10 protein-coding genes and 4 tRNA genes are annotated in these 10,702 nt (G+C 55.0%); all 14 read left to right on the top strand.

Translation table 11 applies throughout. The annotated features are described in order from the left end of the window. Positions 1–246: 246 nt before the first annotated feature. The 14 genes from birA (at position 247) to rpoB (ending at position 10,698) form a co-directional block, all read left to right on the top strand. The gene (gene birA / locus HBO09_RS26630) at positions 247–1,206 is read left to right on the top strand and encodes a bifunctional biotin--[acetyl-CoA-carboxylase] ligase/biotin operon repressor BirA (protein ID WP_169998321.1); all 960 of its coding nucleotides are present in this window, start codon (positions 247–249) and stop codon (positions 1,204–1,206) included. Continuing rightward, complete coding sequence (locus tag HBO09_RS26625; protein WP_169998323.1) at positions 1,196–1,945, top strand: pantothenate kinase; 750 nt, start codon at positions 1,196–1,198, stop codon at positions 1,943–1,945. The genes birA and HBO09_RS26625 overlap by 11 nt, the downstream gene beginning before the upstream one ends. A 7-nt stretch (positions 1,946–1,952) precedes the next feature. Then, positions 1,953–2,399 carry a hypothetical protein gene (locus tag HBO09_RS26620; protein ID WP_169998325.1) on the top strand — a complete coding sequence of 149 codons (447 nt, stop codon included), beginning with the start codon at positions 1,953–1,955 and terminating at the stop codon, positions 2,397–2,399. A 142-nt stretch (positions 2,400–2,541) separates the two neighbouring features. Then, positions 2,542–2,626 (top strand) — tRNA-Tyr (locus HBO09_RS26615). Between the two features lie 24 nt (positions 2,627–2,650). Continuing rightward, a tRNA-Gly gene (locus HBO09_RS26610) sits at positions 2,651–2,724 on the top strand. Positions 2,725–2,750: 26 nt separating this feature from the next. Further along, positions 2,751–2,826, top strand: a tRNA-Thr gene (locus HBO09_RS26605). A gap of 158 nt (positions 2,827–2,984) precedes the next feature. After that, a tRNA-Trp gene (locus HBO09_RS26600) sits at positions 2,985–3,060 on the top strand. Positions 3,061–3,105: 45 nt separating this feature from the next. Then, a complete protein-coding gene (secE, locus tag HBO09_RS26595; protein ID WP_029299242.1) occupies positions 3,106–3,474 on the top strand; it encodes a preprotein translocase subunit SecE in 369 nt (122 codons plus the stop codon). Positions 3,475–3,483: 9 nt separating this feature from the next. Beyond that, complete coding sequence (gene nusG / locus HBO09_RS26590; RefSeq protein ID WP_003176436.1) at positions 3,484–4,017, top strand: transcription termination/antitermination protein NusG; 534 nt, start codon at positions 3,484–3,486, stop codon at positions 4,015–4,017. 117 nt (positions 4,018–4,134) lie between these two features. Beyond that, a complete protein-coding gene (gene rplK / locus HBO09_RS26585; RefSeq protein ID WP_003210097.1) occupies positions 4,135–4,566 on the top strand; it encodes a 50S ribosomal protein L11 in 432 nt (143 codons plus the stop codon). Next, complete coding sequence (rplA, locus tag HBO09_RS26580; RefSeq protein WP_003176434.1) at positions 4,566–5,261, top strand: 50S ribosomal protein L1; 696 nt, start codon at positions 4,566–4,568, stop codon at positions 5,259–5,261. The genes rplK and rplA overlap by 1 nt, the downstream gene beginning before the upstream one ends. 199 nt (positions 5,262–5,460) lie before the next feature. Next, positions 5,461–5,961, top strand: a complete 501-nt coding sequence (rplJ, locus tag HBO09_RS26575; protein WP_003176433.1) for a 50S ribosomal protein L10 — start codon at positions 5,461–5,463, stop codon at positions 5,959–5,961. Between the two features lie 78 nt (positions 5,962–6,039). Beyond that, positions 6,040–6,405 (top strand): 50S ribosomal protein L7/L12, encoded by a 366-nt coding sequence (rplL, locus tag HBO09_RS26570; RefSeq protein WP_010566858.1) that lies wholly within the window; start codon positions 6,040–6,042, stop codon positions 6,403–6,405. A gap of 219 nt (positions 6,406–6,624) precedes the next feature. Then, positions 6,625–10,698 (top strand): DNA-directed RNA polymerase subunit beta, encoded by a 4,074-nt coding sequence (gene rpoB, locus HBO09_RS26565; RefSeq protein ID WP_029299252.1) that lies wholly within the window; start codon positions 6,625–6,627, stop codon positions 10,696–10,698. Positions 10,699–10,702 lie beyond the last annotated feature (4 nt).

The following is a 10,702-nucleotide window of genomic DNA, read 5'->3' as shown; positions in this document are numbered from 1 at the left end:
TAGTGAAACGATGCATCGCCGATGGTAGTGTGGGGTTTCCCCATGTGAGAGTAGGTCATCGTCAAGATTAAATTCCGAAACCCCAATTGCGAAAGCAGTTGGGGTTTTGTTTTGGGCGGTCGAAAAGGCGAGTCAAGTCTTGGTCGATTGTTCGATCGAAGTCCCTCAATCATCCGTCAGCTTGCTTTCTATGCAATGGCTCTACGCATGGCTATCATGCGTGCCTCATTGTGAGGCGAGACTTGCATGCTGACGTTGTTAACACTTCTGAAAGATGGTCGATTCCACTCGGGTGAAGCGCTAGGCGCAGCCCTGGGCATCAGTCGTAGTGCTGTGTGGAAGCAGCTCCAGCATCTGGAGGTTGAGCTGGATCTGACAATTCATAAGGTCAGGGGTAGAGGCTATCAATTGGCATCCCCGCTGGTTCTATTGAATGCTGACGAGATCGCCTTGAAGTCGCCGGTCTGTGCAGGTTCGATTTTCATATCGAATACCATCGATTCCACTAATGCCCAGGCATTGCGCCTTATTGAAGCGGGGCAAGCGGCGCCGTTTCTGGTTCTCTCGGAGCGGCAGACTGCGGGCAGGGGGCGTCGAGGGCGCAAGTGGGTGAGTCCATTTGCACAGAATGTTTACTACAGCCTTGTGCTTCGTATCGATGGCGGGCTGCGACAGCTCGAGGGGCTGAGTCTTGTGGTGGGCTTGGCGGTCATGCAAACCTTGCGCGACCTTGGTGTCCATGGTTCAGGTGTGAAATGGCCGAATGACGTTCTTGTTGGGTCGAAGAAGGTTGCAGGCATACTTCTTGAGTTGGTCGGGGATCCTGCGGATGTCTGTCATGTCGTGCTCGGTATTGGCATTAACGCAAACATGCAGACCGCCGAGGAGGTTGATCAGCAGTGGACATCAATACAGCTCGAAACAGGTCGTTCGGTAGATCGAAATCATCTGGTTGCTCATCTGAGCGAGGCATTGCAGGCTTATATAGTGCGTCATAGAGATTCTGGCTTCTCGGTAATCCGCGATGAGTGGGAGCAGAATCATCTATGGCAGGGTAGGGCTGTGTCGTTGATCGCCGGTGTTAACCAGGTAGATGGGGTCGTGCTGGGTATCGACGGTCAAGGCGCGCTACGTCTCGAGGTAAATGGCGTTGAGAAAATATACAGTGGTGGTGAGTTAAGCCTGAGGTTGCGTGATGATTCTTGAGCTCGACTGTGGGAATAGCTTCATCAAGTGGCGAGTCCTCGAGGCCAACCAGGCAGTCGTTTTCGCTGAAGGCGTTGTTGATTCCGATGTGGCGTTGCTGGGTGGTCTTCATTCGCTGGTCGGTCTTTCTCTGCAGCACTGCAGGTTAGTCAGCGTGCGCGCCCAGGAAGAGACGAGTCGCCTGGTCGACGTCTTGGTTGCAGCCTTTGGTGTCTCTATCAGTTGTGCAGTGCCATCGCGTGAGATGGCGGGTGTGCGCAATGGCTACGAGGAGTATGCCCGCCTGGGGTTGGACCGTTGGCTGGCAATGCTTGGGGGCTTCCGGTTAGCCTCTCGAGCATGCCTGGTACTTGATTTTGGTACAGCCGCCACGGCTGATTTCATTGCGGCAGATGGCAAGCATCTTGGGGGATTTATCTGTCCAGGTATGCCGCTGATGCGCAATCAGCTGCGAACCCATACCCGAAAAATACGGTATGACGATGTTGCAGCTGAGCGTGCGTTAGAAAAACTGGAGCCTGGGCTTACGACTGCCCAAGCTGTTGAGCGGGGTTGCACGCTCATGCTTCGTGGTTTCGCTCAGTCGCAGTTGGAGCTAGCTCGCAGCTACTGGGGTAAGGAGTTCTCTGTTTTCCTTACAGGTGGTGATGCTGAGTTGGTCGCCGATGCCTTACCGGGCGCTCGCGTTGTTCCGGACCTGGTATTTGTTGGCTTGGCGCTGGCGTGCCCTTTGTCTTGAGGTTTTTATGCGTTGGTTGTTTCTGTTGTTGCTGGTTCTCAATGTCTTTTACTACGTTTGGCACCAGCAAGAGGCTCCGTTGCGTGCGAAGGATGTAACGCCTCTGGCGCTATACAGGGGCTCTCAGCAGGATATTCAGTTGCTGAGTGAGTCGGCCGACGCAATGACGCGCCGCGATCGGCCTCGGGCTCCAGAGGTGCCAGCAGGTTGCTTGTATATCGGCGGTTTTGCCAGTCAGGAACAGGCGCAGTTCCTTGAGCAGCGCCTGACCAGCCTGGATATAAAGGTCAGGATCCAGCAAATGGTTGTCGTAGGTGCGCCTGCTTTTTGGTTGCGTGTGGCGCCTGAAAGTCGCCGCCTTGCTGACGATCTGCCGTTTGAAAGCCTTGCTAATGAATTCAATGAGTTAAAACATAAAATAATGCCGTGCGAAGGCATTGCAACTGTCGAATAGTTTGCATAGAATGGCGCCCGCTCCACAGTGATGACCCTTTCGGGAAGTTGGTGTGAAGCGATCGTCACGCAGCTAACCTCATATTTTTAATGAGAAAATGCTTGACAGAAGGTCGGCGTAATGTAAAATGCCGGCTCGCTTAGGAGGGGTTCCCGAGCGGCCAAAGGGATCAGACTGTAAATCTGACGTCTACGACTTCGAAGGTTCGAATCCTTCCCCCTCCACCATTTTTAGCGTGAGCTGCAAGCTCCGCGGGTATAGTTTAGTGGTAGAACCTCAGCCTTCCAAGCTGATGATGCGGGTTCGATTCCCGCTACCCGCTCCAAGTTTGCAGGTTGTGCAAGGTGTTTCGCTCTTGTAGCTCAGTTGGTAGAGCACACCCTTGGTAAGGGTGAGGTCAGCGGTTCAAATCCGCTCAAGAGCTCCATATATCAAGGCAGATATGAAAATATCTGCCTTTGTTTTAACAGCTGTCTCGGCTTGATTCTGTTTTGCCTGGTGTTGCCAGGTTGTTTCAAGTCTCTTGGGGTTGGTTGTTGTAAAGTCTTTTTCAGGCCTGCATAATGGTCGGCCTGATTTTGTTTTAGGTCAGTAGCTCAATTGGCAGAGCGACGGTCTCCAAAACCGTAGGTTGGGGGTTCGATTCCCTCCTGACCTGCCAGATTCACGTGGTGTATCTGGCTTTCTTTTCACAGGATCTTCATAGATGACTCCTAAGGCTGAAGCTCAAAGCTCTCGTTTCGATCTGGTTAAGTGGCTCGCTGTGGTCGCTTTGGTGGTCGTAGGCGTTGTTGGCAATCAGTACTATTCTGCTTCGCCGATCCTGTACCGCGTACTCGTATTGCTCGCTCTTGCTGCTGTGGCTGTCTTCATTGGTCTGCAGACTGTAAAGGGTAAGTCTTTCGCTGTACTGGTAAAGGAAGCTCGCACCGAAATACGAAAAGTCGTTTGGCCGACTCGCCAAGAAACCACGCAGACCACGCTAATTGTTGTGGCTGTTGTTTTGGTTATGGCGTTGCTGTTGTGGGGGCTTGATTCCCTGCTCGGCTGGCTTGTTTCCTTGATTGTTGGCTAAGGGTGTCCCGTGGCTAAGCGTTGGTACGTTGTGCATGCTTACTCGGGTTACGAGAAGCATGTTATGCGCTCTTTGCTGGAGCGCGTAAAGCTGGCAGGCATGGAAGATGGCTTTGGCGAAATTCTGGTTCCCACTGAAGAAGTGGTTGAAATGCGGAATGGCCAGAAGCGCAAAAGCGAACGCAAGTTCTTCCCTGGCTATGTGCTGGTACAGATGGACATGAATGAGGGTACTTGGCACTTGGTCAAGGACACTCCTCGCGTGATGGGCTTCATCGGCGGTACCGCTGATAAGCCTGCACCGATCACTGACAAAGAGGCAGAAGCGATTCTGCGTCGCGTTGCTGACGGTAGCGACAAGCCTAAGCCGAAGACATTGTTCGAGCCTGGCGAAGTTGTTCGTGTCACAGATGGTCCGTTTGCTGATTTTAACGGTACTGTTGAAGAAGTTAACTACGAAAAGAGCCGGATCCAAGTGGCAGTGCTCATTTTCGGTCGCTCTACTCCGGTAGAGTTGGAGTTCAGCCAGGTCGAAAAGGTCTAGCTGACAAAGCATCCCAACCCCGCAGCCTTAGGCTGTGGGGTTTTGTCGTCACTGGGATAAACGCGCAAGTAACCGGGGAGCCTTTCGAGGCGCTTGAACCCGTAATTGGAGTGCCTCATGGCCAAGAAGATTACCGCTTACATCAAGCTGCAAGTGAAGGCCGCTCAGGCCAACCCTAGCCCACCCGTCGGTCCAGCTCTGGGTCAGCACGGCGTGAACATCATGGAATTCTGCAAGGCCTTCAACGCCCGTACTCAGGGTATTGAGCCAGGTCTGCCGACTCCAGTGATCATCACTGTATATAGCGACCGTAGCTTCACTTTCGAAACCAAGTCGACCCCGGCTTCGGTTTTGTTGAAGAAAGCTGCTGGTCTGACTAGCGGTTCCGCTCGTCCGAACACCGTTAAGGTTGGCACCGTGACTCGTGCTCAGCTGGAAGAAATCGCGAAAACCAAAAACGCGGATCTGACTGCAGCTGATATGGATGCAGCCGTGCGTACCATCGCCGGTTCTGCTCGTAGCATGGGCCTTAACGTGGAGGGTGTGTAATGGCTAAGCTGACCAAGCGCCAAAAGGCTATCGCCGGCAAAATCGAAGCGGGCAAGTCCTACAACTTTGTAGACGCTGCTGCTTTGCTGACCGAGCTGTCGACTGTCAAGTTCAGCGAGTCCGTTGACGTTGCTGTAAACCTGGGTGTTGACCCACGTAAATCCGACCAGGTCGTTCGTAGCGCTACTGTGCTGCCACACGGTACTGGCAAGACTGTACGTGTTGCTGTCTTCACCCAAGGCCCAGCAGCTGAAGCTGCTCTGGCCGCTGGCGCCGATCGCGTTGGCATGGACGACCTGGCTGCCGAAATGAAAGGCGGCGACCTGAACTATGACGTAGTAATTGCCTCCCCGGATGCAATGCGCGTTGTAGGTCAGTTGGGTCAGATCCTGGGCCCACGTGGCCTGATGCCTAACCCGAAAGTCGGTACCGTAACGCCAGACGTAGCCACCGCGGTTAAAAACGCCAAGGCTGGTCAGGTTCGTTATCGCACTGACAAAAACGGCATCATTCACACCTCCGTTGGCAAGGTCGGCTTCGACGCCGTCAAGCTGAAGGAAAACGTTGAAGCCCTGATCGCTGATCTGAAGCGTATCAAGCCAGCTTCCTCGAAAGGCATCTACGTCAAGCGCGTTACCCTGAGCACCACTATGGGCCCAGGTCTGGTCATCGACCAAGGTTCGCTGGACGTATAAGACACAAATTGGCGCGAGATATCGCGTCAATTGAAAGATTGGGGTCCCTGCCTGGCGGGGGCTATCCAAGACCGTAGGCGACGCAAGTCTTAAACCATCAAGCCTACGCAGATGGTGCTCCCGGTTCCTTACCGAATCAGACACCAAAACGACATCCGGCCTAGGCCAGATGAAACGGTAACAAGCAGGAGTTAAACCCGTGGCAATTAATCTCGAAGACAAGAAGGCCATCGTCGCTGAAGTCAACGAGGCTGCCAAAGCTGCTCTGTCCGCTGTCGTGGCTGATGCCCGTGGTGTGACAGTAGGCGCTATGACCGGACTCCGTAAAGAGGCTCGTGAAGCCGGCGTATACGTACGTGTTGTACGTAATACCCTGCTCAAGCGCGCTGTTGCTGACACTGAATACAGTGTCCTCAACGACGTGTTCACCGGCCCGACTCTGATCGCGTTCTCCAAGGATCATCCAGGCGCTGCTGCCCGTTTGTTCAAGGAATTCGCCAAGAGTCAGGATAAGTTCGAGATCAAGGCAGCTGCGTTCGAGGGCAAGTTCCTCGCAGCTAACCAAATCGACGTACTGGCAACACTGCCGACCCGTAACGAAGCTATTTCGCAGCTGATGAGCGTGATTCAAGGCGCTACCAGCAAGCTGGCTCGTACTCTGGCTGCAGTTCGCGAACAAAAAGAAGCTGCCGCAGCCTAAGGCTGAGCACTTTCTCTCGCGTATTTTTGTTTATTTCGATGGCCGCGTAGGCCGTCCCCCAATTCAGGAAATACAGTAATGTCTATCTCCCAAGAAGATATCCTCAACGCCGTAGCTGAAATGTCGGTTCTGCAGGTTGTTGAGCTGATCAAAGCTTTCGAAGAAAAATTCGGCGTTTCCGCTGCCGCTGCTTCCGCTGGCCCAGCTGTTGCTGCTGTTGCTGCTGAAGAGCAAACCGAATTCAACGTCATGCTGCTGGAAGCTGGCGAGAAGAAAGTAAACGTGATCAAGGCAGTACGTGAACTGACCGGTCTGGGCCTGAAAGAAGCCAAGGCTGTAGTTGACGGCGCTCCTGCCCAGGTTCTGGAAGCTGTGTCGAAAGACGCTGCTGACAAAGCCAAAGCAGTACTGGAAGAAGCAGGCGCCAAAGTCGAGCTGAAGTAAGCATCGACCTTGCGTTTCCAGCCCAAGCGTTAAGCTGAAGGCTGATGGCTGGTGGCTCTTGCCACCGGCCTTTTTCCGTTCTTGGCTGTCGACTCGGTCGCCGCCACTAACGCGCTGTAGCCACCCGATGCGGTGGTGCAAACCATGGGGTTTGCAAGATTTTCTGGCTGCTCCCGTCGGGAGGGCCAAACAAGCAGGTGACCAAGCTGGGGAACGCTGATGGCTTACTCATATACTGAGAAAAAACGTATCCGCAAGGACTTTAGCAAGTTGCCGGACGTCATGGATGTCCCGTACCTTCTGGCTATCCAGCTGGATTCGTATCGTGAATTCTTGCAGGCGGGAGCGACCAAAGATCAGTTCCGCGACGTGGGCCTGCATGCGGCCTTCAAATCCGTTTTCCCGATCATCAGCTACTCCGGCAATGCTGCGCTGGAGTACGTCGGTTATCGCCTGGGCGAACCGGCATTTGATGTCAAAGAATGCGTGTTGCGCGGTGTTACGTACGCCGTACCTTTGCGGGTAAAAGTTCGTCTGATCATTTTCGACAAAGAATCGTCGAACAAAGCGATCAAGGACATCAAAGAGCAAGAAGTCTACATGGGCGAAATCCCGTTGATGACTGAGAACGGTACCTTCGTTATCAACGGTACCGAGCGTGTAATCGTTTCCCAGCTGCACCGTTCCCCGGGCGTGTTCTTCGACCACGACCGCGGCAAGACGCACAGCTCCGGCAAGCTCCTGTACTCCGCGCGGATCATTCCGTACCGTGGTTCGTGGTTGGACTTCGAGTTCGACCCGAAAGACTGCGTGTTCGTGCGTATCGACCGTCGTCGCAAGCTGCCGGCCTCGGTACTGCTGCGCGCGCTCGGCTATACCACCGAGCAGGTGCTGGACGCTTTCTACACCACCAACGTCTTCAGCCTGAAGGATGAAACCCTCAGCCTGGAACTGATTGCTTCGCGTCTGCGTGGTGAAATTGCGGTCCTGGACATCCAGGATGAGAAGGGCAAAGTCATTGTTGAGGCTGGCCGTCGTATTACTGCGCGCCACATCAACCAGATCGAAAAAGCCGGTATCAAGTCGCTGGACGTGCCTCTGGACTATGTCCTGGGTCGGACTACCGCCAAGGTCATCGTTCACCCGGCTACAGGCGAAATCCTGGCTGAGTGCAACACCGAGCTGAACACCGAGATCCTGGCAAAAATCGCCAAGGCTCAGGTTGTTCGCATCGAGACCCTGTACACCAACGATATCGACTGCGGTCCGTTCGTCTCCGACACCCTGAAGATCGACTCCACCAGCAACCAATTGGAAGCGCTGGTCGAGATCTATCGCATGATGCGTCCTGGCGAGCCACCTACCAAAGACGCTGCCGAAACCCTGTTCAACAACCTGTTCTTCAGCCCTGAGCGCTATGACCTGTCTGCGGTCGGCCGGATGAAGTTCAACCGTCGTATCGGTCGTACCGAGATCGAAGGTTCGGGCGTGCTGTGCAAGGAAGACATCGTTGCGGTCCTGAAGACCCTGGTCGACATCCGTAACGGCAAAGGCATCGTCGATGACATCGACCACCTGGGTAACCGTCGTGTTCGCTGTGTAGGCGAAATGGCCGAGAACCAGTTCCGCGTTGGCCTGGTACGTGTTGAGCGTGCGGTCAAAGAGCGTCTGTCGATGGCTGAAAGCGAAGGCCTGATGCCGCAAGACCTGATCAACGCCAAGCCAGTGGCTGCGGCGGTGAAAGAGTTCTTCGGTTCCAGCCAGCTCTCGCAGTTCATGGACCAGAACAACCCGCTCTCTGAGATCACCCACAAGCGCCGTGTCTCTGCACTGGGCCCGGGCGGTCTGACCCGTGAGCGTGCTGGCTTTGAAGTTCGTGACGTTCACCCGACGCACTACGGTCGTGTATGCCCGATCGAAACGCCGGAAGGTCCGAACATCGGTCTGATCAACTCTCTGGCTGCCTATGCGCGCACCAACCAGTACGGCTTCCTTGAAAGCCCGTACCGCGTGGTGAAAGACGCCCTGGTCACCGACGAGATCGTCTTCCTGTCCGCCATCGAAGAAGCTGATCACGTGATCGCTCAGGCTTCGGCCACGATGAACGACAAGAAAGTCCTGATCGACGAGCTGGTAGCTGTTCGTCACTTGAACGAGTTCACCGTTAAGGCGCCGGAAGACGTCACCTTGATGGACGTATCGCCCAAGCAGGTAGTTTCGGTTGCAGCGTCGCTGATCCCGTTCCTGGAACACGATGACGCCAACCGTGCGTTGATGGGTTCCAACATGCAGCGTCAAGCTGTACCGACCCTGCGTGCTGACAAGCCGCTGGTAGGTACCGGCATGGAGCGTAACGTAGCTCGCGACTCCGGCGTTTGCGTCGTGGCTCGTCGTGGCGGCGTGATCGACTCCGTTGATGCTAGCCGTATCGTGGTTCGTGTTGCCGATGACGAAGTTGAAACTGGCGAAGCCGGTGTCGACATCTACAACCTGACTAAATACACCCGCTCGAACCAGAACACCTGCATCAACCAGCGTCCGCTGGTGAGCAAGGGTGATCGCGTTCAGCGTAGTGACATCATGGCCGACGGTCCGTCCACCGATATGGGTGAGTTGGCTCTGGGTCAGAACATGCGCATCGCGTTCATGGCATGGAACGGCTTCAACTTCGAAGACTCCATCTGCCTGTCCGAGCGTGTGGTTCAAGAAGACCGCTTCACCACGATCCACATCCAGGAACTGACCTGTGTGGCGCGTGACACCAAGCTTGGGCCTGAGGAAATCACCGCAGACATCCCGAACGTGGGTGAAGCTGCTCTGAACAAGCTGGACGAAGCCGGTATCGTTTACGTAGGTGCTGAAGTTGGCGCTGGCGACATCCTGGTCGGTAAGGTCACCCCGAAAGGCGAGACGCAACTGACTCCGGAAGAGAAGCTGCTGCGCGCTATTTTCGGTGAAAAAGCCAGCGACGTTAAAGACACCTCCCTGCGTGTACCTACTGGTACCAAGGGCACTGTCATCGACGTACAGGTCTTCACCCGTGATGGCGTCGAGCGTGATGCTCGTGCACTGTCCATCGAGAAGACTCAGCTCGACGAGATCCGCAAGGATCTGAACGAAGAGTTCCGTATCGTTGAGGGCGCGACCTTCGAACGTCTGCGTTCCGCACTGGTAGGCCACAAGGCCGAAGGCGGCGCAGGTCTGAAGAAAGGCCAGGACATCACCGACGAAATCCTCGACGGTCTTGAGCATGGGCAGTGGTTCAAGCTGCGCATGGCTGAAGATGCTCTGAACGAGCAGCTCGAGAAGGCTCAGGCCTATATCGTTGATCGCCGCCGTCTGCTGGACGACAAGTTTGAAGACAAGAAGCGCAAACTGCAGCAGGGCGATGACCTGGCTCCAGGCGTGCTGAAAATCGTCAAGGTTTACCTGGCAATCCGTCGTCGCATCCAGCCGGGCGACAAGATGGCCGGTCGTCACGGTAACAAAGGTGTGGTCTCCGTGATCATGCCGGTTGAAGACATGCCGCACGATGCCAATGGCACCCCGGTCGACGTCGTCCTCAACCCGTTGGGCGTACCTTCGCGTATGAACGTTGGTCAGATCCTTGAAACCCACCTGGGCCTCGCGGCTAAAGGTCTGGGCGAGAAGATCAACCGTATGATCGAAGAGCAGCGTAAGGTCGCAGACCTGCGTAAGTTCCTGCACGAGATCTACAACGAGATCGGCGGCCGCAAAGAAGAGCTGGACACTTTCTCCGACCAGGAAATCCTGGATCTGGCGAAGAACCTGCGCGGCGGCGTTCCAATGGCTACCCCAGTGTTCGACGGTGCCAAGGAAAGCGAAATCAAGGCCATGCTGAAACTGGCAGACCTGCCAGAAAGCGGCCAGATGCAGCTGTTCGACGGCCGTACCGGCAACAAGTTCGAGCGCCCGGTTACTGTTGGCTACATGTACATGCTGAAGCTGAACCACTTGGTAGACGACAAGATGCACGCTCGTTCTACCGGTTCGTACAGCCTGGTTACCCAGCAGCCGCTGGGTGGTAAGGCTCAGTTCGGTGGTCAGCGTTTCGGGGAGATGGAGGTCTGGGCACTGGAAGCATACGGTGCTGCATACACTCTGCAAGAAATGCTCACAGTGAAGTCGGACGATGTGAACGGTCGTACCAAGATGTACAAAAACATCGTGGACGGCGATCACCGTATGGAGCCGGGCATGCCCGAGTCCTTCAACGTGTTGATCAAAGAAATTCGTTCCCTCGGCATCGATATCGATCTGGAAACCGAATAACACG

Source organism: Pseudomonas sp. WS 5027, assembly GCF_012985695.1.
GTDB classification, from domain to species: domain Bacteria; phylum Pseudomonadota; class Gammaproteobacteria; order Pseudomonadales; family Pseudomonadaceae; genus Aquipseudomonas; species Aquipseudomonas hygromyciniae.
The sequence above is the reverse complement of the archived record's forward strand: the minus strand, read 5'-3'. Positions and strand labels throughout refer to the sequence as shown.

Bases quoted from the DNA above. Each gene is read 5' to 3' on its own strand.
- rplL (WP_010566858.1), top strand. From the start codon at position 6,040: ATGTCTATCTCCCAAGAAGATATCCTCAACGCCGTAGCTGAAATGTCG.
- birA (WP_169998321.1), top strand. From the start codon at position 247: ATGCTGACGTTGTTAACACTTCTGAAAGATGGTCGATTCCACTCGGGT.
- rpoB (WP_029299252.1), top strand. From the start codon at position 6,625: ATGGCTTACTCATATACTGAGAAAAAACGTATCCGCAAGGACTTTAGC.
- rplK (WP_003210097.1), top strand. From the start codon at position 4,135: ATGGCCAAGAAGATTACCGCTTACATCAAGCTGCAAGTGAAGGCCGCT.
- HBO09_RS26620 (WP_169998325.1), top strand. From the start codon at position 1,953: ATGCGTTGGTTGTTTCTGTTGTTGCTGGTTCTCAATGTCTTTTACTAC.
- rplA (WP_003176434.1), top strand. From the start codon at position 4,566: ATGGCTAAGCTGACCAAGCGCCAAAAGGCTATCGCCGGCAAAATCGAA.
- secE (WP_029299242.1), top strand. From the start codon at position 3,106: ATGACTCCTAAGGCTGAAGCTCAAAGCTCTCGTTTCGATCTGGTTAAG.
- HBO09_RS26625 (WP_169998323.1), top strand. From the start codon at position 1,196: ATGATTCTTGAGCTCGACTGTGGGAATAGCTTCATCAAGTGGCGAGTC.